We start from the raw sequence: 21,500 nt of genomic DNA, 5'->3' as shown, positions 1-21,500 counted from the left end.
AGGTTTCTTTTTTTTGCAAGTTAGTTTGACTTTCTTTGACTTTTTGTTTGGAATTGTTTATTATGTGGGTAATACGGTAACAGTTTAAGTATAAACACCAATAACATTTACATTTCCGAGGAGGTTTTTCACGTGAGTTTTATTCCTATGGTCGTTGAACAGAGCAACCGGGGTGAGCGCGCCTATGACATCTATTCCAGATTGCTGAAGGATCGTATTATTTTCCTTGGTAGCGATGTTAATGACGTTGTGGCGAATGCCATCATGGCACAGATGTTGTTCCTAGCTGCGGAAGATCCGGAGAAAGACATTCACTTATACATCAACAGCCCAGGCGGATCCATTACAGCTGGTATGGCCATTTACGATACAATGCAATTCATCAAACCGGATGTATCTACCATCTGTGTAGGTATGGCGGCTTCCATGGGTGCATTCTTGCTGAATGCCGGTGCGAAAGGGAAACGTTTTGCGTTGCCTAACAGTGAAATCATGATCCACCAACCACTTGGTGGTGCTCAAGGTCAAGCTACTGACATCGAAATTCGTGCTCGCCGCATCCTGAAAATGCGCGATACCTTGAACCGCATCATCTCTGAGCGTTCAGGTCAACCGTTGGAGAAGATCGAGAAAGACACGGATCGTGACTACTTCATGAGTGCTGCTGAAGCTGCCGAATACGGTATCATTGATAAAGTTATCGAAAACGTAGGGTCCCAAGGCATCTAAGAGTAACGTAGACCACGGTCTAAGCGTTAACATAATCAACACCTAACGTAATCAGCAACACATCATTGTGTTGTCTATACGAGAAGAAGCCCTCATCATAAGCACATGATGGGGGCTTCTTTTTTTCATTTTATAAGAAAGATAACTTAGAGTGCACGATAATGATTCGTTACTTGGTTCCCGTTACATCGCTAAAAGGTTCTGTACCTTTAGGGAGAAGCTCTTTATACGTAAAAGGCATTTCAGGGAATCCCTCTGCGTACGCTGTATACTCATACAGCTGGAAGAACACGACCACACCCGTTGGTGTCACATAGAAATCCTGATCTTTATTTAACCCTTTGTAACCCTCGAGGTATCCACCGCGAGCTTTCAGCTGTTCGCCGACTTTTTTACCCAACGTCTCACGCATAGTTTTGTTGTTTTGCAGCACATCATCTAACGTAAGCTCCTTGCCTGTGTCCAGTGCAAAGGTGTGGCCCGTACGGGTTGTCATACCATGAGCGCCAGCATAATCCTCGTAGCGTTGTGTAATGAGTCCCAGAACGCCTCTTTCGTTGTACGTCACTACATAAGAGCTCTCAAATGCATACGGACGGTTGGCGGTTGCACCGCCGAACTCAGATGTCTGTTTCTTGAAGTCAGCTACATATGCATCCACTTCATCTTTCAGCACTTTGTTGATCGCTACTTCAGCTTCTTTGCTGGCAAGTCCACTCACCTGCGGATACTGAACATCCACTTCAGCATTTTTCACAGTAACATTGATTGTCGCCGCTTTAACTTTCACACTATTTTGTTTCACTTTACTGAGCGTCAACGTTTTGGTTTTGCCATCCCAGTTCCCTTGCACACCCAGATAATCTCTCATCGCCGAGAATGGGATGTATAGTCTGCCGTTGATCAGCTTCGCGTCTACTTGAGGATAGTAATTGTTAATTCGAACACTCGGCTCGCCGTCCAAAAGGCTGATGGTCATCGTGTTATTGGCTGCTGTCAGAGCATACTCTTTGGTTTTCGCATCATATTTCAAGGTTCCACCCGCTACATCTTTAACTGCTGTAAGAGATACCCAGGTTGAGCCTCCTTGCAAAAGTCCTTTTTGAGTCAGTGTTTTCCCACCCGATTTCAGGGTCACCTCAGCCGGGGTTGTCACTTTGGAGGATACAGAAGCCGCTTGTACCGAACTATCTTGCCACACTGCACCGCTCCCCACAATAATTCCTGCTGCAAGCAACGCACTTGTCCATTTTTTCCATGATGTCATATATAAAACTCCTCTCTGAATTTACAATTAGGGATCATTGCGTATGTAATTCTGAACTGATCGCATATCTCATACGCTCACCTCTCTATTATAATTAACCCAATTTCGGAAAGGTTTACAGCTGGAGTTACAATGTTGATGAATATCAGAGGGAAAATATAACGGGATATGACCTTTTTGTCACGAAAAACTATACAAAAAAGATACCAAAAAACAGCATTTCATGCAGCTTCAAAAGGGTATCATGCCTTCTAACTTCATCAAAGTTTGATTTTGCAACAAAAAAGACCTTGTCCCGGGGACAAAGTCTTTGTCATTATTTCGTTGTACTCCCTCAAATGACACTTGAAAGATTACTTGTGCTTACATTCTTAGTTCAATCTTGTTTATTTCATTTCATACGTGATATTCAAGATTGTGCTCACTTTAACCTGGCCTGTTTCAATCTCAGTGCCACCTGCTGTATCTTGTGCTTTGGACATCAAAGCCTCACTTGCATAGAATACAGGCACATTGGCATCGCCTTGGCTCACGGAAAGAACAGCACCCAGTTGACGTTTAACTGCTTTTGCAATGGCGCCAGCTTTCACATCGGCATTGGCAACAGCTTTCTCAATCACTTGGGACTCATAACTTTCCGGATTTTCTACAGTAAAGCGCACGTTCTCAATGTTGTTGGCACCTGCTTGTGAAGCAGCATCGAGCAGCTCGCCGATTTTGTCCATCTCACGATATGTGACCGTCAGCGTATGATGCGCTGTGTATCCTTTAATTTGTTGTCCGTCTTTTTCACTATAAGTATAGTTCGGTTGTACAGAGAACTGACTGGTTTGAATGTCATCTGCACTGATCTTCCACGTATTCTTCAGCAAGTTGGATACCTTTTGAACTTTGGCAGCATTTGCTTTTTGGGCAGATGCAGCTGTCTCTGCAGTACTGTTCACGCCAATGGACAGGTAAGCAATATCCGGTTTCACCTGAATCTCACCTTTACCCACGACATTAATCACATTCTGTTGTACGCCCTGAACCTCTGCAGCGTAAGCATAGTTACCTGGTGCAACCCATGCTGTTCCTCCAACAAGCAACGTACTTGCCACCAGCACCGCACCAAACGGTTTCATCCATTGTTTACCCATCACGATAGCCCCCTTATGTGTTAACATCTCAAACTTTAAAGCATTTGATACCTTAACAGACGGGACAAATTGCATAATGTTGCACTTGACGATAGCGAAAACAATAAAAACGCAAAAAAGCCCCTTTCGGGACTTCTTCATTGAAAGAATCATATCTTATTGGTTTTCAAGCTCTTCCTTGCTTACCAGACTAACTAAAGCGTTTACAGCCTGTTCGGCATCCGCGCCTTCTGCACTAATCTGGATTTCCGTACCTGTGCTGATCGCAAGGCTCATGATCCCCATGATACTTTTTGCATTAACTTTTTTGTCGTCCTTCTCGACGAACACTTCAGATGAGTACTTATTCGCTTCTTGAACGAACAGTGCCGCAGGTCTGGCATGGAGACCCGTTTTCAAACGGACAACTACCGGGTGCTTTGTCATGGAAACTTACCCCCTATTATGAAATCTGGACATTAAATACACAATTATATTTATACAACATTATAACATTAACCTGTGCCGGACACTAGAAGAAAAAACTCAGGGTGCTTTGGAGGGCATTATCATGCCCCATTTCATCACCATTGCACATGGCACCAAGCTGCCCGAGTGACTCTTCTGGCTCCTTTACATCAGGCTTGCCTGCTCCGTTTTTGTTCAACAGAATCAGCCGACCTTGTTACTTTACCCTACTCCGTCTTAACCATAACGTTCTGTGCGCACTTTCTCAGCCAGCTCATCAATCTTGCGAAGCCGATGGTTCACTCCCGACTTGCTGACTGTACCTTTAAGGAGTTCGCCCACTTCCTTCAAGTTGATATCCGGATGAGCGAGCCGAACCTCCGCCACTTCGCGAAGCTTCTCAGGTAGCGATTCCAGACCGACTTCCTTTTGCAACAACCGAATATTATCGATTTGCCTTACCGCCGCTCCGATGGTTTTATTCAGGTTGGCCGTCTCACAATTGACAATACGGTTAACGGAGTTACGCATGTCGCGCATAATCCGTACGTCTTCAAACTTGAACAAGGCCTGATGAGCACCAATGATGCTAAGCAGCTCAATGATTTTCTCGCCTTCCTTGATATATAGGATGAATCCTTTTTTCCGTTCTATACACCGGGCATTCAGATGAAATTCATTCGCCAGATCGACCAGTGCCTGACAGTGCTCCTCATACATGGACGCAATCTCCAAATGGTAGGAGGAACCTTCCGGATTATTAACCGATCCACCTGCCAGAAATGCACCGCGAAGATAGGCCCGTTTACAACAGTTCTGCTGAAACAGCTCCGCATGAATCCCTGGTGTGAACAGAAAACCTTCCGATACAATATGAAGACTATTGAGAATCTCCTGTACCATGGTTGGAATACGAACAATGTATACATTGTTCTTTTTCAGCCGCATTTTTTTGCGTACCAGTAATTCCGTATGCACTTGAAAATGCTTTTTAAGCAGAGAGTATGTCCGTCTTGCAATGGCGGCATTCTCCGTCGAAATATCCAAGATCACTTTTTTATTCGATAACTGCACCGCACCAAGCATACGGATGAGGGCTGAAAGTTCCGCCTTTTCGCAGCACGGTTCGCTCTCGATCATGGTTAATTCTTTTTTGGTCTGTGCTGCAAACGACATGGGACTTCACCTCTTCCGTAACATCCAATTTTGTACCAGTTGGTAGATGTGATGACTTAACTTGTCGGCATCATGACGCAGATAGGTTTTGAACAGAACAAGGGTATCTGCAACCACCTGATAGCCGGCACTTTCGAGTACATTCATATCCAATACAACCGGTTTTGCTCCTTTTTCCGCATACTTATTCTGCACTTGCAGCGGAATATCACCATTATTTACGATAACATAGTCGAAGAGCTGATGACCTATATGCTCGTGTACCGCCTTAAGGTGGTCACTTACCGTATAGTTATCTGTTTCTCCCGGCTGTGTCATCACATTACAGATAAACATCTTCACCGCATCAGCCTCTACCACAGCCTCAGCCAGCTTCGGTACGAGCAGATTCGGAAGGATGCTTGTATAGAGGCTGCCTGGTCCGATCAGAATGGCGTCAGCTTGACGAATAGCCTCTACCGCTTCTGGCAACGGCTCCACGTGATCCGGTTCAAGGAAAACGCGTTTGATGCGTCCACCTGCCTCCGGAATCTTGGACTCACCTGTAATAATTGTCCCATCTTCCATCTCGGCATGCAACACCACGGCCTGGCCTGCGGCTGGCAATACCTCACCTCGAACGGCAAACACGCGGCTAAGTTCCCGCACCGCGGTCACGAAGTCGCCCGAAATATCCGTCATTGCAGCCAAAATCAAATTCCCCAAGCTGTGGCCTGCAAGCCCCGCGCCTGTATTGAAACGGTACTTCAACATATCTGAAAGCAATGGTTCTACATCAGCCAGTGCCGTAAGCACGTTGCGAATGTCGCCCGGAGGCGGCATTTGTAGCTCATTGCGCAGGATGCCTGAACTTCCACCGTCATCTGCAACTGTGACGATGGCCGTGATATCCAGCGGTTTTTCTTTTAAACCACGCAACATCACGGATAATCCGGTTCCGCCGCCCATTACAACTATTCTCGGACGTTCTCTTCGTGGTCCGGCCTCTTTCATCCCTTCACCCTCTTTAATGACGGTCCCGGTCAGCGTCGCGATGGCTCACGGTGACAGCTTCAGTCTCGCTGCTTCCCAACATCTTGCCCAAATATTCCGATATTGCTACCGAACGATGCTTGCCTCCGGTACAGCCGATTCCAATAATAACCTGACTTTTGCCTTCCTTCCGGTATTGCGGAATCAGGAAATGCAGCATATCCAGCAGCTTTGTCAGAAACGCCTGTGTCTCTGGCCATTTCATAACATATTCATACACATCACTATTCTGTCCCGTATTCGGACGCAAATGATCAATATAATGCGGATTCGGTAAAAAACGTACATCAAATACCAGATCGGCATCGATCGGAATGCCATACTTGAATCCAAACGAAGTAATATTCACCGACAGCATTTGGCTTTCCAGATGAGAAAAGCGGGATATGATGCGTTCTTTCAGTTGAGCAGGCTTCATTGTACTTGTATTCAGTACCTGTGTAGCGGAGTTTTTGAGTTCCTCCAGCATCTTGCGCTCCAACCGGATGCCGTCCAACGGCATACCTTCAGGAGCCAGCGGATGTCTGCGCCTGCTTTCTTTGTAACGCTGAACAAGTACAGAATCTGTAGCATCCAGGAATAAAATTTCGCAATGAATGGTAAAATGATCTTTAATATAGTTCAAAGACTCGGACAGAGCCGTAAAGAATTCACGCCCGCGAAGATCGATAACCAATGCAACCTTACCGATCTTACCGTTTGACTGTTCAATCAGTTCCGCAAATTTTGGAATCAATACCGGTGGCAGATTATCCACACAGAAAAAACCCAGATCCTCCAGGCTCTGTACTGCAATGGTTTTACCTGCTCCGGACATGCCCGTAATGATAATGAGCGTGGCGCCTGTGCCTGGTGAGCCTTCACCTTCAAGCATAAATGTCCCCTCCTTATCATATTGCTGTCTTCATATATTGTTACGAGGTTACTAGGAACGCAAGAGAAGACCTGCTGCACCTACAATACCTGCATTATTACCAAGTGTAGCTTCCAGAATCTGAACCCCTTCTTGCAGCGGTTCCGGTGTTAACTTAGCAAATACGGTACGTATTTCATCAAACAGGAAGTTACCCGCTTTGGATACGCCACCACCAATGATGAACATCTCCGGGTTAATGACAGCTGCTACAGTAGCCATGGACTTGCCCAAGTAAAAGGCCGCACGGTTTACAATACGCTGCGCCACTTCATCGCCTGCTTTGGCAGCATCAAATACTTCTTTGGCTGCAATCTTGTCAACGAGTGCCAGTGACGTATGATCACCGCGTTCTACAGCATCCTTTGCCATACGGATAATACCCGTTGCAGACGATACTGTTTCTACACATCCCATTTTACCACAGCCGCACTTGATGGCCTCCAGATCAGGTACAACACTGATATGACCCAGCTCACCAGCCATACCAGAGAAGCCTTGATAGATGTTACCATTCAGGATCAAGCCTCCGCCAACGCCCGTACCGAGTGTATAACATACGCAATTGTCTACGCCTTTGCCCGCACCTGCCCACACTTCACCCAGTGCAGCTACATTCGCATCGTTATCTATTTTGATTGGCTTGCCCAGACGTTCCTCCAGAATCGAACGAATGGCTACATTCCGAAATCCGATGTTAGGGGCATGAACGATAATTCCCTCACGTACATTCGTGAAACCGGCCACTCCAGCACCTACACCCTCAAGCTGTTCCCAACTGTAAGGTGATTCGGCTACGATATGTCGGACATACTTCTCGATGTTGGCGATGACCGTGTCTACGCCCTTATCCACTTCAGTCGGTCCTTCATACGTATGCATTAGCTGACCTTGTTCATCGCATATACCGACCTTGATTGCTGTTCCGCCGAGATCGACCCCAACGTAGATTTTCTCAGACATGCTGCAAGCCACCTTTATCTATCTAAAATAGTTTAAGTCCTACGTACCAACTATAATTGAAGGATACGCCTGGGTCAAGACGATAAGACCTCAAGTCCTTCCTGCTCCGCCGGGGTTGTGAACCACATCACACACCATTTTTGAATACGTATACATCCTCCCTTTCTCCTATTAAAAAGCAAGCTTTATTCTTCCCTCATAGAAAGGGAAGCCTCAACTCATGATATTTCATGTTCACTCGTTCCATTCATAAAAGATGACAACTGTCACCTGAAAGTCATGACAATGCTTACTAAATCACCCACGACTTTTTCCGTAAGATGAAATTATCTTATTGAACAGACGAGGGGCGTGAATACGATGAATATGGATTCAACGGTTATCCAGCTGAACAACGTAAGCAAGCAGTTTGGAAACAAGCATGCCGTTCGGCATATCTCACTAAATATCACTAGCGGCTCGATTGTGGCCATACTCGGACCCAACGGTGCTGGCAAAACAACCACCATGAAAATGATGTTCGGCCTGTCCAGCCCTTCCTCTGGTGAAGTGACTGTCCTGGGAATGGCACCGGATCATAAACAGGTTCGTCAACGCATGGGTGTCATGTTACAGGATGTCAGTGTCATGGACGGACTTACCGTCCGAGAGATTATTCGCATGGTTCACAGCTACTACCCTACCCCGCTGGATACAGACGTGATTGAAGGCTTAACCGGTCTTGCGCCAGCTGACTTGAATCGAAGAGCAGAAAAGCTATCCGGCGGACAGAAGCGCAGCCTGAATTTTGCACTGGCCATGACCGGTGACCCTGACGTTCTCTTCTTCGATGAACCTACTGTCGGAATGGATTCCGAGACCCGCAGGCATTTCTGGATACAGATCCGTGCGCTTGCGCAGCAAGGCAAAACTGTGGTCTTTACCACCCACTACCTGCACGAAGCAGATGAAGCTGCCGATCGAATTATCCTGTTCAATGAAGGCTCCATCGTTGCAGACGGAACACCCGACAGCATCAAAGGCGAAATCACGAAGCGAACACTATCCTTTTCATTCTCCTCAGATTTAGACATTCGCACTCAAGTTGAAGGGTTGTCCGGGGTAGACAAGATCGAATATCGTAAAAATCGATGCATTCTTCATACCCAAGATACAGATGCACTCATTCGCCACATCATTACCATTCAGCTTCCCGTTCAGGAGATCCGCATTGAAGCCGGACAGCTCGACGATGCTTACGCAACATTGCTCGAAACCATAAAGGAGGATCATTAAGATGTCCATGCTGCTGGCCCAATCCCGAGTAGAGATGCTTCGCATGTCACGTAATGTCTATTTTGTATTCTGGTCTTTACTGATGCCTGTACTATTCTATATCCTGTATACCCGCATATTTACCACAGATGCTGTGGATGCTCAGCAATGGAATGCACACTATCTGATGTCCATGACCTGCTTCAGCGTGATGGGCTCATCCATCATGACTCTTGGTATTCGTCTTGTTCAGGAGAGGGTGCACGGCTGGGTTACCTATCTTCGAGTTACACCGCTACCAAACTCCATTTATTTTGGTGGTAAAATGATTGGTCAGACCTTCATCCACCTGTGCTCGATTATCATTATTTTTATATCCGGTTATCTGATTAACGGTGTTTCCCTCATGGCATCACAGTGGATTGGTTCTGCGCTCTGGATTCTGGCTGGCTCTTTGCCTTTTCTTGCGCTCGGTACATGCATTGGCACGTTCCGCAGGGTAGACACTGCCAGCGGATTGAGCAACGCCCTGTATCTCTCCCTCGCCTTGCTTGGAGGTATGTGGATGCCCCTTGATGTCATGCCAGACTGGCTGAGGCAGATCGGCAGCTGGTTGCCTTCACACAGCTTCGGCAACGGAGCATGGGTCCTCATAGCTGGAGATATGCCTCATATGCGAGATATCCTTCTTTTGGCAGCATATCTGGTGGGATTTATGTTACTATCCACATATATCCGCAGCAAACAGAAGGAGGCGTAATTTCGACGCATGCTTCAAGGTTTTGAACTTTTCCCTAAACGATACGGTGTCTATCCATATATCTGGATGATCTATTTAGCCATGCCCTTATACTATCTGTGGAATGCCCAGGGGCTTGAGCAATACATCGGAATCACAGCTTTTATCGTTTTCGTCCTTACCTATCGACAACTCTACATGAACGCAGGCACATATCTTTTTTCCTATTGGCTCTGTATGCAAATGGGTTGTGTTCTCATTCTTAGCCTGATCATTAATCCTAACATGTTTTTTCTTGGATTTTTCACAGCGAATTTCATTGGATGGTATTCGGAAAAGCGTGCCTTTCGCTTGTTTTTGCTTATCTTCGCTGTCATACAGACCATTCCGATGGTCATTACCATAGCCCTCGATCAACTTCGTACCGAGCAGCTGCTGTTCTTTATTCCGTTTTATCTGATCATGCTGATATCTCCCTATGGCATCAAAACCATGCTAGATCGGCAGCAGTTGGAAGCCAAGCTTGATGAAGCGCAACAGCATATTAAAGAGCTGATCAAACGAGAAGAACGCATGCGCATTGCCCGGGATCTGCACGATACGATGGGGCACACGCTCTCTTTGATTACATTGAAGAGTGAGCTTGTTAACAAACTTATCACCAAAAACCCCGAACGTGCCATTCAAGAAGCACGCGAAATCGAGCGCACCTCCCGTGCTGCCTTACGAGAAGTACGTCAACTCGTCTCCGATATGCGGGCAATCAGCATTGTGGAGGCATTGGCTGATGCCAAAGAAACCTTGAAAAGTGCCAACATTGAACTGCGACTGATCGGAGAACAAGGATCTTATGCTGATGTGCCTGATTTGACTCAGAACATGGCAAGTCTCTGCATTCTTGAGTCCGTGACAAATATCGTAAAGCACAGCAAAGCCACTTTAGGTATCATTCAACTGGAACGAATACCCGATGGAATCAGGATTATGGTCCAAGATAATGGTATTGGCCTAAATTCAGATTTACATCACGGAAATGGACTGAAGGGAATGTCCGAGCGTCTGGATTTGATCGATGGGTCATTTCAGATTTCCTCCGGTTCTAAAGGAACCCGGGTCGTCTTTTTCTTTCCCTTAATCGCCAGCGAGCCACAAGGAGGAATATCATTATGATTCGTATATTAATTGCCGAAGATCAGCGTATGTTGCGTGGTGCTCTAGCCTCCCTGCTTGATCTTGAAGATGATTTTGAAGTCATTGGAGAAGCGGGTAATGGAGAGGAAGCTCTGAAGCAGATCGCTACTCTTCAGCCAGATCTTTGCCTGATGGACATTGAAATGCCTGTGATGAGTGGACTTGATGTGGCTGAACGCATTCAGCAGCTTGGTCTGAGTTGTCGGATCATCATCCTCACAACGTTTGCTCGACCTGGATTCCTGGAACGGGCTATACAAGCCGGAGTTCAGGGCTATCTGCTCAAGGATGAGCCCAGTGACCGTTTGGCCGAGGCCATTCGACGTGTAATGAACGGTGGGCGGGAAGTCTCACCTGAGCTCGTTTTTGGCGCAGCCAAAGCCGTCAACCCACTAACGGAACGGGAGAAGGAAGTGCTCAAGCTGGCTGCCACCGGGATGAATGCCAATCACATTGCCGCCTCCCTGCATCTCTCCTACGGGACCGTACGTAACTATTTATCGGAGGCCTTCGCCAAGCTGGCTGCCAAGAACCGGATGGAGGCCGTCTCCATTGCCGAGGAGAAAGGCTGGCTGTCATAGGACTTTGTTCACGAAGCACGACATATGGTCCAGATAGAACTTCATTCACGATCCATTACACCTTCTGGTGTATGGCATAGAAAAAACGCCTTCCAGCGAACTGGAGGCGTTTTAATCTTTTTATACACATCGTTATTACACAGCATTCAGCCGTTCTTCAGCTATGCATTATAACTTCGTTTCCACACGTACCGGCTCTTCTGTCTTCTCCATCTTGTTTACATCCAGAATATCGAGCAGGAAGACGAAGATTGGAATACCAATGATCAGTCCCCAGATCCCCAGGAAGTGTTGCGACAGAATCAGCACAATAAAGGTGTAGAACATCGGTAATTTGGTCTTGTGTGCCATCAGCTTTGGATTCAGGAAATACGTCTCCAACGCATGAATGATAATAATCATGATGATCACGATAATACTCAGTTTCAGTCCACCCATCTGATATCCAATCAGACAGAGCGGCACCAGAGAGATGATCACCCCTGCCACTGGCACCAAACTTAACATAAATACGAGAATGGTCAGCGCGAACAAGTACGGATAACCCAGAATCCAGAGCCCCAGCATTGTCAGCACCGTATTGAATACGGCAATCAGCAATTGAGCCTCAATAACTTTACCGAAAGAAGAAACGAACTTGTCGCCAAGGTAAGCTACTTCAGTATAGAACCACCCGATTTTGCTTGTTTTGAACTTGGATGTGAATTTGGATATCTCCTGCTTCTGCAACAAGAAGAACAGACTCAGAATGATAACGAGCAGAATAAACTCCAACCATTTGCTCAAAGCGAAAATATATTTCAATGCATCATTGGTGTAGTTTTTGATATCGAAGGATTGAAGGTAACCCGCAATCTTGGAAGCAAAATTATCACCGTCCGCACTATCCAGAAACTTCATAATCTCGTTCGTCAACTGAACGACCTGATCAACAATCCGTGGTGAATATCTGGAGATACCCAGCACAATCACTGCGATAACGATCATATAGAGCAGGATGACCACGACTTTATAATTGATCTTAAATAACCGATTCAAACCACCTGTAATGAAGTGCTGCAGCCTGTTCATGACATATGTCACCAGGAACAACAGCAGAATCATGTGAAGCATACTCCCCATACTGAACAAAATTAAACAGAACAAGAGCAGAATCAAAAACCGCCTCACTGTTGCATTCTGTAACCAATCTTTTATCATTTCCCCCAAAATCTTCACCTCACAGCTAATATGCCCCATATGTATACGAACTCATGCCCACTGTAGTTTCAAAAAAAGAGAAGCCTTCCGGCTTCTCTCATTTCATGAGACTTCCCGTTGTCTCTTATTCCTAACATATGCCTAACCTCACGCATGTCATGCTTACTTATCCAGCGTTTCGCTCCAGTCATGCACAATGCTTCCTTCAAGGAACTTCTCGCAATCCATCGCGGCCATACAACCTGATCCGGCTGCCGTAATGGCTTGACGATACTTCGTATCCTGAACATCACCACAGGCAAATACACCCGGAATATTGGTCTCCGTCGTTCCCGGTTTAACCACAACATAACCATGTTCGTCCAGTGCGATCGCATTACCCAGGAACCCGGTATTCGGCGTGTGACCAATGGCAACGAATACGCCATCCGCCTCAAGCAACTCTTCCTGCCCCGTCTCGTTGTTGCGCACCTTCAGCCCTTTGACTCCCAGCGCTTCAGGCACGACCTCAAGAGGAGTACGGTTCAGTGCCCACTTCACCTTCTCATTGCTGCGAGCCCGATCTTGCATAATTTTCGATGCACGTAACTCATCGCGGCGGTGAACCAATGTGACGTCCGTTGCAAAACGAGTCAAGAAACTCGCTTCCTCCATCGCGGAGTCACCACCGCCAACGACCACGATTTTTTTGCCGCGGAAGAAGAAGCCGTCACATGTCGCACATGTACTTACACCACGTCCCACATTTTCCTGCTCGCCCGGAATACCGAGATAACGAGCGGAAGCACCTGTGGAGATAATGATCGATTCAGCTTCCAGTTCACCCATTCCTCCAACTTTGACCTTGAAGGGAGGTTTGCTGAAATCAACCTCTTCAACCCAACCATTTTTGAATTCCGCTCCAAAACGTTCTGCTTGCTTACGCATGTTGTCCATCAGTTCCGGACCCATGATACCTTGCGGGAAACCAGGGAAATTCTCAACTTCCGTTGTCGTCGTCAATTGACCACCCGGCTGAAGACCTTCGATAACCAGTGGGTTCAGATTAGCACGAGCTAGATATATCGCTGCTGTCAGACCCGCAGGTCCCGTTCCGATCACAATCGTTCTGTATTTAGACATATAGATACAGCCTCCTTAATAAGGTGAGAGTGTGTTGTACTAGCGATGAACTTGCCAAGATGATATCCTACAGGCGTTTACGAGGCCCATTCGTTAAGTTTACCCGTTTTCCCGGTTGTTGTATCCTTCACCTGATGATGTCTTTCTGAAAACGAGTTAAAGCGAATTTTCTTTCTATACAAGTGGTGGTTTGCTGTTACAAACCCGATGGATCTGTTTAGCATACTTGCTAACCGTTGATGCCGATATCCCATACCGCTCAGCGATGCTTTGATAGGTAACAGGTCGACTGTGATTCTTGGCAGCCAAATATTCAAGTCCCGCAGCCCAGCCCTCAATCTGCTTCGTACCCGGAACCTCGGGATGTACCCGGGCTACATAGTCCGTCCAGAGCCGTTCCATCTCTTGCTGCAACTCAGCCTTCGCCTCAGACATCTGAAGCGCACGATCAACAACAGCCTGCCAATGGGAAGTTGAGTGAGTCTCCGATTGCTCCGATGTGGGTTGAGCCTTCCCAATAGTCTTCAAGGCTACAGGAGAAAACGGTCGAACCACCTGAGTATTCTGCTCCTCGTGTTCAGCCGATTTCAATCCATCCAGCACAGCTTGTGCTGCCTCAAGCAGATCCTGTTCTTCTCCCGGTTCTTCAATAAAGGATTGCAGCGCCTGCTGCACCTCATAATCCCCGATCATCCCGAGTGCATGAATAACCTGCAGCTTGGTTGCCCGATCACCATGTCGCAAAGCCCAGAAGAACGATGAACGAATCAGTGGATCATTCTTCATTTCTTCAGGTATGCCGTTACCATAGTTCTCCCACTGTCTGAACTGCTCGTCAAACGGCAGATGATAGTGATAACTCAGCTTCTCCGGCTCTTGCTCGCCTTGCCGTACGGCCTCAAGACCGGACAGATAGTACCGAGATACTTCGGAACCCGGATCAAGCTTGGACACATAATGCCATAGACGCTCAGCAGCGTCATAACGCTCTGTATTATAAGCCGCCACTGCTGCATAGTGAGCAAGTGCCGGATCAGCAGCTGTCTCTTCGTCCTTGAGCAAACGACGGAAGTGAACATAAGCCGTATCGTGTTGGCCCAGAATTCCCATCGTGGTAGCCAGTTTGTAGACTTGTTCGTGCTGGAACGGCACGATGACACGCAATTTTTTGATCAGAAGCAGCACTTGATCAGCCCGATTCTCATTTTGATGGAAAATGGCCAGATTACAGAGTGCATGCAGATTACCGGGCTCCTGTTCAAGCACTTCGGCAATGGTCTCTTTGGCTTTGGGAAACAGCCCCATATAATAGTAGGCAAGTGCCAGATTGTTACGGGCAGCCAAGTAGTCAGGATAATCCGATGACATGCCTTCGAGCAGCTCAGCAGCCTGTGCGAATTTCCCCTCTTCCAACAGTTCCCGTGCCTGATCGTGCTCCACTACACCTTTGCGTGATTTAATTCGATTCAGTTTGGCCGGACGATCCAGCTCATAGTACAGAAGCTCCATCATCTCTTCAGCTTCCGTCATGAACTGACCCTGGGTGTCCTCCTCCAAGTAGGTAACAAGTGCTTTCTCGGCTTCCTCAAACCGATCCATATTTGCATAATTGTTCGCCATGTAAAAATAACATTCCGTCATCGACGGATCTACCACTTCCAGCACGTTAGCCAGAATGGCATTGGACGCTTCATAATCGCCCTTCTCCGATAAAATACCCGCCATATTACAATGATTCACCGGATTTTCCGGTTCGTATTCAACAGCTTTGCGAAAATATTTTAATGCCTTGTCGACATGATTACGGTCCAGCGAGCGGACAGCTCTTTCAAAAAAGAAAGAAGCATCCAAGTGAATCGGTATAATATTGGCAAGGTGTCCCTCAGCCCGCACTAGCTTGCCCTTCATCTTCCAAGGCACCTCCTCTTTGCATTTCATTCATACTCTTCAGTATACCACATCTTAAGGCCCACTTCTCAATATGTAGTTTCATGTCGTTTATGAAAAAAATGCAAATAACGATGACCTTCCATCCTTGTCGGGTAAGGGCGTTCAACTGGCTTCTTTCGGTTATGGTAAGATAAATGTAGCTCATGATCTGAATCTGCTGTGAATGGTTTTCATAAATGCTTTGTATACGAATCAAATACGTGAGACTTTTTTTATTCTTTAGCTCCGGTGTCACTTCATATTACAAGGCAACATCATTCTTATTTTTAAGGAGATGGTATATTGGTTATCTCGAAAATAAAACCACTTGTATTCATTTTAATATGCTTGTTTGCCTTGGTCGGATGTTCAGAAGATATAAAAAATGAAGAAAATATTCTCACACTAGATGATGTAGTAACAGCGCTTGAATCTCAAAAACTGAATTTAGTATCCTTTGGCATAACCGGGTATCCAATGAAATTAAATGATGTTATACCTGAGGTGTACTCCATTGAGGTGCAAGCTGCAGAAGAACCGGATAACCCTGAATTTATACATTTTTATATTTTCAACTCTGAAAAGGATCGCATGAAAGGGACTACAGAATTCAATAAGAATATGGAAGGTGCCCATTTTACAACATTGCCTTTTCTATATGAGAAAGAAAATGTTCTCATCGTTTACTGGAGTAATACCAAAGAGAATCCTCTAATAACTAAACCAATTGAAACTGCGTTAGAGCAACTGAAATAATAGGTCACAATTATGAGACGTATCCTTTAATATCCGAATCACTTCCTATTGATTGGGTGCATCAGTGGGAATATAGTGAACTTCGCCGTAATCAGCCATAAAAAAAAGAAGACCGAGCCCAAAGGCTCGGTCTTCTACAGTTATGACTTAAAGCTTCAACGCCATCGAAGGCGAAAGTGAAATATGAATGGTCTTATCAAACGGCGTCATGAAATTGACCAGCACAACCTTGCACTTGTCTGGCAGTTTCGCCTCCCGCACCGAAGCGGCCAAATGCCCCAGCTCACCCCCGGTGATCTCCAGCCAGTCTTCTCCGCAGGTATAGCGTAACGTACCGCCTTTCCACAGATAGTGACCCTCACTCGTTTCAATGGCATCCTCGCAGGTCAGCTCACCTTCGCTTCCGAATACAAAGGATAGCTGCATCATAATGTCTTCCGGCTCCTGCCCCGAGAGATGCATGGTCCATCCGTTTTCCGTTGGTTGCACTTCTGCCCCTACACGGAATGTCTGCTCATGAGTGAGCTGACGGCTCTGATGAGGTAGCAAGTACCATGGACTGATGGCTGATGCAGCCGATTCTGGCAACAGGTTCGCAGGGACTGGACCGTAATAGCCTTTTTTCTGCTCGCCAGTCAGTTGATATCCCTCGGACAACCTCGTCATTTGCTGCATAGGTACATATCCTGGATTAAAGTATGAAGCCAGTTGCACAGCCAACAGACGCACTTTTCCATGACGAAGAGCGAAGAAAGAAGGAACTTCTGTCATCACCGTCACGCTAGTAGCCCCATCCCGAATTCGGGCTACGGGAGCACCAAAGTCCGTATGCATACGACTATGCGAGATACGTCCATGATGCCCTACTGCGTCCATCTGCTCCAGATATTCGTCGCGTACAAAATGCTCATTCAGCATAACCTCATACTGTTCCGGTAATGCATCACGTGCCTCAATCGCCTGCTGAAGCTCTGGCTCAAGCATCAACCGAATGAGCGTATTCACTGAGCATACTCCCGGATCTGTTAATGTATCTCCTGCCCAGGCTGCCATGCCGGCAAAGAGTGGATCACTATCCAGCCGGGCCAAAATGGCATAAGGTAGATAATAAGGCGACAGATCATGAACACTGCCCAGATCCTGTCGACCTGAATAATCCGTAACAATCTCACCCGTTGGATGCACAAGGTACACCATCATGCGGAGATTGAGCCTCACCGGTTCCAGCAGTTCAGGACGATTGAGCAGGCGTGCAGCATGAATTAACATGATATCGCTAACTGCGCTGTATATCCCATTGCTTCGTTCTGTCCACTCCCCATTGGGAGTAATATCCATCCCTTCATCCATCCACTGCTCTGCGCGCTGCACAGCTTCCTCCAGATCAAATAGCTCATGCAAGAAACCGAGCGCCGCGCATAGCACCCAGCGATGATTAGGCGTATGACAGCCTCCCGTAAGCATGGTTGGGATTGTACGTTCCAGAAACAGCCTCATATTGTTCAATACAGGTTGCAGTGGCTCCCAATCCTGCTGTTGAAGAAGCTGATATAACTGCGAATACCCTACAACGACAAATGCGGTATCGGGAGGGGAATGGTAATTAGTCCAGCCAGGCGATATTGAACCATCTTCATGCTGGAAGCGAAGTACGTATTCCGTAGCTAACAGCAGTCGATTTAACAACGCCTCATCCCGGTAATAGATGGAATCCGGATTGGAGATCGCAGCTCCCCAGTAACACATATCCGTAGGCGTTCCAGTCGTGTGGTTAACCCAGGCAACACCTGTGAAGGGATCAATTGTCCCTCCATAGTAACGGCTTTCCGGGTCAAGCATCTGCCGCGATATGCCTCTTTCTACCGCTCTGTCATTACTGTCCACCAGTTGTTTGTACATATGCAGTCCCCTCCATACCAATGCATTCTCCCGATGTGCGGAGTATGTTGCTTCAGCCCCTTCAATTCAGACCGGAAGCTTACTCATACCGCCCGTAGGTGAGTTCATTTTTCTCGTCAGTATATACCATCTACCGACAAAAGTCGCTAGAAAATCCGTTCTTAATTCACTACATATTTATGGGTCTTCATCACCGAGGAAACAGTAGTTAACACACGTTGTTAACAAGCACACGGTTCCCCATATCACCGTTCCTACTCTGCCACTTCAAACTTCTTCATTAGCAAGTCATGACTCTCATGGATCTCTTCTGCCTTACAGGCAGACTTCAACTCGTATACTTTCACCTGTGCCCGGCGAATCATCGGCAGATAGGCATCATAGAAGTTCATGTCCTTACTGTGTACATAAGGGCACCAGTGATCAGAGAGACCGAGTGTCTCATGGATATGAACACCTACGATATCATCCATCAGCCCCTGCATTTCTCCCACACTATCATAGAGACCCAGTCGGTCCATCATGATGGCATGACCCGTATCGTACCAGATACCAACTGGAGCTCCTTTAAGAGCTGTGATGATGGTCTTGGCCTCGGCAAGGGTAGGAATCTGTTGCGGTCTGGATCTCGTCTCGATTCCAAAACGAACATCCAGACCTTTAGCTGCCGCTCGATTACACACCTCATCCAGACTGGCGATAATTTTCTCCACATAGCCAGAACTGAGTGCCTCTCGCCGCTCCATCAGTTCCGCCCATTTGCTGCGATACTTCGGTGAATCCGGACCTTCCTCGTTGTAGAGCTTTCCAAGATCTTTGCTGATATCCTGAGGAAAAGGTACTTCTCCGGGATGTACAACAACAGCTTCTCCACCATAACGCTGGGCATATTCAGCCGACTCGACCAGCAACTCGATTGCCCGCTTACGTTTCACTTCATCTTCGAAGCCAAGCAAGATAGAATCCGTACCATAATCGGGATCAGGGTCATGTGGAAACGTGTTATGAACACTGGAGACGCCGATGTCTCCGCGTTCAATCATGGGCTCAATCGTCTTGAGCATTTCCTTCGTCACATTATAATTGAGCTCCACTCGGCGAAAGCCGAGATCCGCAATCTCCCGTATCATGTCTTCCCCAATATCATGTTTTCGGATATTCCAGCACGTCGAAAATGAATATATACCTTTATCTTTTTGCTGCATCTGATTCCTTCTCCTTCCCATCGGCTGGAGCTTACCCAGTAGTTTTATATCAACCTTTTACCGCGCCAAGCATGGCACCGCTGACAAAATACTTTTGCAGCCACGGATAGACAAGCAGAATGGGTACCGTTGCGAATACAACTGTAGCTGCTTTGAGACTTTCCGGAGTCAGTGGTGTGCGGTTAGCACCTTCCATCAATGTAAGTTCGCTTACCATGTTGTTTTGAACCATTTGGAAGAGCTTCAGCTGTAGTGGATACAACTTGGGATCATTAATATACAACAGTGAATCCTGGAATCCATTCCAGCGGCCAACTGCGTAGAATAGCGCTAATGTGGCAAGTACAGGCATGGATAATGGCAGTATGATTTTGAATAGCGTGTGTACATGTGAGCTGCCGTCAATTTCTGCTGATTCTTCCAGACTTTCAGGAATGCCTCTGAAGAATGAGATCAGGATGATCAGGTTAAATGGACTCACCAGTCCCGGTAGGATCAGTGCCCAGACTGAGTTAAGCATATTGAGATCACGAATGAGCAAATACTCGGGAATCATCCCGCCACTGAAGAACATCGTAATGATGATGACATACATGAAGAGCTTGCGCCCTTTCAATTTTTTCTTGGTTAGCGGGTATGCAGCAGCAAGTGTGAATAACATGCACAACACTGTGGTTGCCACTGTCAGAACAGTCGTAAAGCCCAGTGAGTAGAGCATGGATTGATCAGAGAATACTTGAATATACGCATCCCAGTTGAATTCTTTAGGAAAAATGGTTACTTCTCCCGAAGTAATAGCCCGGTTAGAACTTAACGATATCGCAATGGTGTGCAAAAATGGAGCCAGACAGAATATAACAAACAAACTGATAAAGGAGATATTAACGATATCAAAAATCCGATTTGAGGTGCGTTCACTCATATGCGCACAGCTCCTTTGCTGATGGTCTATACATACAAGCCGATTGGCGTATCTTTCATGCTTTGATAACTTATAAAATGCCTTCGCCGGTTGCCTTTTTCGAAATATAGTTAGAGCCAAGTACAAAGATTAGCCCTACAACAGCCTGGAATAGTCCTACGACAGTTGCCAGCGTGTATTGTCCTGATTCAAGGCCGACCCTGTATACAAACGTACTAAGTACATCTGAATATTCACGTACGGCTGTGTTACCGATAATATAAGGCCGATCAAAACCGATGCTGACCATATGTCCGAGATTAAGAATGAGCAAGGTCACAATGGTTGGCTTAATACTTGGCAACGTAATATGCCAGATTCTCTTCAGTCTTGAAGCTCCGTCAATCTCGGCAGCCTCAAACAATTCCTTATTGACGCCGGTTAATGCGGCCAGATATAGAATGGTTCCCCATCCTGCACTTTGCCAGACACCTGTGAACAGGTACGTCACAAGCCATGGGTTTTTCTCTGTCAAAAATGGTATTGAATTTAAGCCCATACTCTCCAACACACCGTTAACCATACCGGATTGATTACCGAACAATTGGTATACAATTCCCCCGATGATAACCCAGGAGATAAAGTGAGGAATGTACAGAATCGTTTGCGATATTTTTTTAAACCATTTGAATCGAACTTCATAGAGCATGATGGCCAATATAATTGGAGCAGGGAACGAAACAAGCAGGTCGAGGAAATTTAGCATGAAGGTATTTCGTAATGTGGTGTAGAAGTCCCGCATTCCAAATACTTCACGGAAAGCATCGAAACCGATCCACTCACTCCCGTTGATGCCCTGAAACAAGTTGAAATCCTTAAAAGCGATCTGAACCCCGTACATTGGGCCGTAACGAAAGATCAAGAAGTAGATCAGAGGCAGTGAGATGAGCGCATATAATTGCCAATACCTTTTCAAGTATGTGATGGTCAAGTCGGTTTCCTCCTATCAACAGAGAAACGGCTGTGCCGCCCATACTGGCGGCACGCGTTCCTTCTA

Annotated in this window: 20 protein-coding genes; 6 read left to right on the top strand and 14 right to left on the bottom strand. The window is 46.5% G+C overall.

Going from position 1 to position 21,500, the window contains the following annotated elements:
* Positions 1-132: 132 nt before the first annotated feature.
* Complete coding sequence (gene clpP / locus NYE45_RS00930) at positions 133-729, top strand: ATP-dependent Clp endopeptidase proteolytic subunit ClpP (protein ID WP_340015218.1); 597 nt, start codon at positions 133-135, stop codon at positions 727-729.
* A 169-nt stretch (positions 730-898) separates the two neighbouring features.
* On the opposite strand, the gene NYE45_RS00925 is transcribed toward clpP, so the two are convergent.
* The 7 genes from NYE45_RS00925 to NYE45_RS00895 form a co-directional block, all read right to left on the bottom strand.
* On the bottom strand, positions 899-1,996 hold the full coding sequence (locus tag NYE45_RS00925; protein ID WP_340015217.1) for a DUF4163 domain-containing protein: 1,098 nt from the start codon (positions 1,994-1,996) through the stop codon (positions 899-901).
* Between the two features lie 386 nt (positions 1,997-2,382).
* A complete protein-coding gene (locus NYE45_RS00920; protein WP_340015216.1) occupies positions 2,383-3,135 on the bottom strand; it encodes an SIMPL domain-containing protein in 753 nt (250 codons plus the stop codon).
* 156 nt (positions 3,136-3,291) lie between these two features.
* Positions 3,292-3,561, bottom strand: a complete 270-nt coding sequence (locus NYE45_RS00915; RefSeq protein WP_017691248.1) for an HPr family phosphocarrier protein — start codon at positions 3,559-3,561, stop codon at positions 3,292-3,294.
* 258 nt (positions 3,562-3,819) lie between these two features.
* The gene (gene whiA / locus NYE45_RS00910; protein WP_340015215.1) at positions 3,820-4,758 is read right to left on the bottom strand and encodes a DNA-binding protein WhiA; all 939 of its coding nucleotides are present in this window, start codon (positions 4,756-4,758) and stop codon (positions 3,820-3,822) included.
* Between the two features lie 6 nt (positions 4,759-4,764).
* Positions 4,765-5,751 carry a YvcK family protein gene (locus tag NYE45_RS00905; protein ID WP_017691250.1) on the bottom strand — a complete coding sequence of 329 codons (987 nt, stop codon included), beginning with the start codon at positions 5,749-5,751 and terminating at the stop codon, positions 4,765-4,767.
* A gap of 13 nt (positions 5,752-5,764) precedes the next feature.
* The gene (gene rapZ, locus NYE45_RS00900; RefSeq protein WP_017691251.1) at positions 5,765-6,664 is read right to left on the bottom strand and encodes an RNase adapter RapZ; all 900 of its coding nucleotides are present in this window, start codon (positions 6,662-6,664) and stop codon (positions 5,765-5,767) included.
* Positions 6,665-6,715: 51 nt separating this feature from the next.
* Positions 6,716-7,666, bottom strand: coding sequence for an ROK family glucokinase (locus NYE45_RS00895; protein ID WP_062837749.1), 951 nt, complete (start codon positions 7,664-7,666; stop codon positions 6,716-6,718).
* Between the two features lie 366 nt (positions 7,667-8,032).
* On the opposite strand from NYE45_RS00895, the gene NYE45_RS00890 reads away from it, so the two are divergent.
* The 4 genes from NYE45_RS00890 to NYE45_RS00875 are packed head-to-tail and all read left to right on the top strand — an operon-like array spanning position 8,033 to position 11,431.
* The gene (locus NYE45_RS00890; protein ID WP_340017284.1) at positions 8,033-8,941 is read left to right on the top strand and encodes an ABC transporter ATP-binding protein; all 909 of its coding nucleotides are present in this window, start codon (positions 8,033-8,035) and stop codon (positions 8,939-8,941) included.
* A 1-nt stretch (position 8,942) separates the two neighbouring features.
* Positions 8,943-9,680 carry an ABC transporter permease gene (locus NYE45_RS00885; protein WP_340015214.1) on the top strand — a complete coding sequence of 246 codons (738 nt, stop codon included), beginning with the start codon at positions 8,943-8,945 and terminating at the stop codon, positions 9,678-9,680.
* A 9-nt stretch (positions 9,681-9,689) separates the two neighbouring features.
* On the top strand, positions 9,690-10,829 hold the full coding sequence (locus tag NYE45_RS00880; protein WP_340015213.1) for a sensor histidine kinase: 1,140 nt from the start codon (positions 9,690-9,692) through the stop codon (positions 10,827-10,829).
* Positions 10,826-11,431 carry a response regulator transcription factor gene (locus tag NYE45_RS00875; RefSeq protein ID WP_340015212.1) on the top strand — a complete coding sequence of 202 codons (606 nt, stop codon included), beginning with the start codon at positions 10,826-10,828 and terminating at the stop codon, positions 11,429-11,431. The genes NYE45_RS00880 and NYE45_RS00875 overlap by 4 nt, the downstream gene beginning before the upstream one ends.
* A gap of 168 nt (positions 11,432-11,599) precedes the next feature.
* Here the strand turns inward: NYE45_RS00875 and NYE45_RS00870 are convergent, their stop codons facing one another.
* The 3 genes from NYE45_RS00870 to NYE45_RS00860 form a co-directional block, all read right to left on the bottom strand.
* On the bottom strand, positions 11,600-12,631 hold the full coding sequence (locus NYE45_RS00870) for an AI-2E family transporter (RefSeq protein ID WP_076333536.1): 1,032 nt from the start codon (positions 12,629-12,631) through the stop codon (positions 11,600-11,602).
* Between the two features lie 162 nt (positions 12,632-12,793).
* A complete protein-coding gene (trxB, locus tag NYE45_RS00865; RefSeq protein ID WP_169482107.1) occupies positions 12,794-13,753 on the bottom strand; it encodes a thioredoxin-disulfide reductase in 960 nt (319 codons plus the stop codon).
* A gap of 174 nt (positions 13,754-13,927) precedes the next feature.
* Complete coding sequence (locus tag NYE45_RS00860) at positions 13,928-15,661, bottom strand: tetratricopeptide repeat protein (RefSeq protein ID WP_340015211.1); 1,734 nt, start codon at positions 15,659-15,661, stop codon at positions 13,928-13,930.
* A 324-nt stretch (positions 15,662-15,985) separates the two neighbouring features.
* Between NYE45_RS00860 and NYE45_RS00855 the strand changes: the two genes are divergently transcribed.
* Complete coding sequence (locus NYE45_RS00855; RefSeq protein ID WP_340015210.1) at positions 15,986-16,438, top strand: hypothetical protein; 453 nt, start codon at positions 15,986-15,988, stop codon at positions 16,436-16,438.
* A gap of 147 nt (positions 16,439-16,585) precedes the next feature.
* Here NYE45_RS00855 and NYE45_RS00850 read toward each other — a convergent pair whose 3' ends face one another.
* From NYE45_RS00850 to NYE45_RS00835, 4 genes are all read right to left on the bottom strand, one after another.
* The gene (locus tag NYE45_RS00850) at positions 16,586-18,337 is read right to left on the bottom strand and encodes a hypothetical protein (RefSeq protein WP_340015208.1); all 1,752 of its coding nucleotides are present in this window, start codon (positions 18,335-18,337) and stop codon (positions 16,586-16,588) included.
* Between the two features lie 254 nt (positions 18,338-18,591).
* Positions 18,592-19,542 (bottom strand): TIM barrel protein, encoded by a 951-nt coding sequence (locus tag NYE45_RS00845; protein WP_340015206.1) that lies wholly within the window; start codon positions 19,540-19,542, stop codon positions 18,592-18,594.
* A gap of 49 nt (positions 19,543-19,591) precedes the next feature.
* A complete protein-coding gene (locus tag NYE45_RS00840; protein ID WP_062837759.1) occupies positions 19,592-20,464 on the bottom strand; it encodes a carbohydrate ABC transporter permease in 873 nt (290 codons plus the stop codon).
* 70 nt (positions 20,465-20,534) lie between these two features.
* The gene (locus tag NYE45_RS00835) at positions 20,535-21,434 is read right to left on the bottom strand and encodes an ABC transporter permease subunit (protein ID WP_062837760.1); all 900 of its coding nucleotides are present in this window, start codon (positions 21,432-21,434) and stop codon (positions 20,535-20,537) included.
* Positions 21,435-21,500: the final 66 nt, after the last annotated feature.

It is taken from the genome of Paenibacillus sp. FSL K6-1318 (assembly GCF_037976905.1).
Lineage (GTDB): Bacteria > Bacillota > Bacilli > Paenibacillales > Paenibacillaceae > Paenibacillus > Paenibacillus amylolyticus_A.
This window is presented reverse-complemented; position numbering and strand designations above follow the sequence as displayed.

What these genes read in the sequence shown, in the direction of transcription:
- NYE45_RS00925 (WP_340015217.1), bottom strand. Translation starts at nt 1,996, where the DNA reads ATGACATCATGGAAAAAATGGACAAGTGCGTTGCTTGCAGCAGGAATT.
- NYE45_RS00920 (WP_340015216.1), bottom strand. Translation starts at nt 3,135, where the DNA reads ATGGGTAAACAATGGATGAAACCGTTTGGTGCGGTGCTGGTGGCAAGT.
- NYE45_RS00915 (WP_017691248.1), bottom strand. Translation starts at nt 3,561, where the DNA reads ATGACAAAGCACCCGGTAGTTGTCCGTTTGAAAACGGGTCTCCATGCC.
- whiA (WP_340015215.1), bottom strand. Translation starts at nt 4,758, where the DNA reads ATGTCGTTTGCAGCACAGACCAAAAAAGAATTAACCATGATCGAGAGC.
- NYE45_RS00905 (WP_017691250.1), bottom strand. Translation starts at nt 5,751, where the DNA reads ATGAAAGAGGCCGGACCACGAAGAGAACGTCCGAGAATAGTTGTAATG.
- rapZ (WP_017691251.1), bottom strand. Translation starts at nt 6,664, where the DNA reads ATGCTTGAAGGTGAAGGCTCACCAGGCACAGGCGCCACGCTCATTATC.
- NYE45_RS00895 (WP_062837749.1), bottom strand. Translation starts at nt 7,666, where the DNA reads ATGTCTGAGAAAATCTACGTTGGGGTCGATCTCGGCGGAACAGCAATC.
- NYE45_RS00890 (WP_340017284.1), top strand. Translation starts at nt 8,033, where the DNA reads ATGGATTCAACGGTTATCCAGCTGAACAACGTAAGCAAGCAGTTTGGA.
- NYE45_RS00885 (WP_340015214.1), top strand. Translation starts at nt 8,943, where the DNA reads ATGTCCATGCTGCTGGCCCAATCCCGAGTAGAGATGCTTCGCATGTCA.
- NYE45_RS00880 (WP_340015213.1), top strand. Translation starts at nt 9,690, where the DNA reads ATGCTTCAAGGTTTTGAACTTTTCCCTAAACGATACGGTGTCTATCCA.
- NYE45_RS00875 (WP_340015212.1), top strand. Translation starts at nt 10,826, where the DNA reads ATGATTCGTATATTAATTGCCGAAGATCAGCGTATGTTGCGTGGTGCT.
- NYE45_RS00870 (WP_076333536.1), bottom strand. Translation starts at nt 12,631, where the DNA reads ATGATAAAAGATTGGTTACAGAATGCAACAGTGAGGCGGTTTTTGATT.
- trxB (WP_169482107.1), bottom strand. Translation starts at nt 13,753, where the DNA reads ATGTCTAAATACAGAACGATTGTGATCGGAACGGGACCTGCGGGTCTG.
- NYE45_RS00860 (WP_340015211.1), bottom strand. Translation starts at nt 15,661, where the DNA reads ATGAAGGGCAAGCTAGTGCGGGCTGAGGGACACCTTGCCAATATTATA.
- NYE45_RS00850 (WP_340015208.1), bottom strand. Translation starts at nt 18,337, where the DNA reads ATGTACAAACAACTGGTGGACAGTAATGACAGAGCGGTAGAAAGAGGC.
- NYE45_RS00845 (WP_340015206.1), bottom strand. Translation starts at nt 19,542, where the DNA reads ATGCAGCAAAAAGATAAAGGTATATATTCATTTTCGACGTGCTGGAAT.
- NYE45_RS00840 (WP_062837759.1), bottom strand. Translation starts at nt 20,464, where the DNA reads ATGAGTGAACGCACCTCAAATCGGATTTTTGATATCGTTAATATCTCC.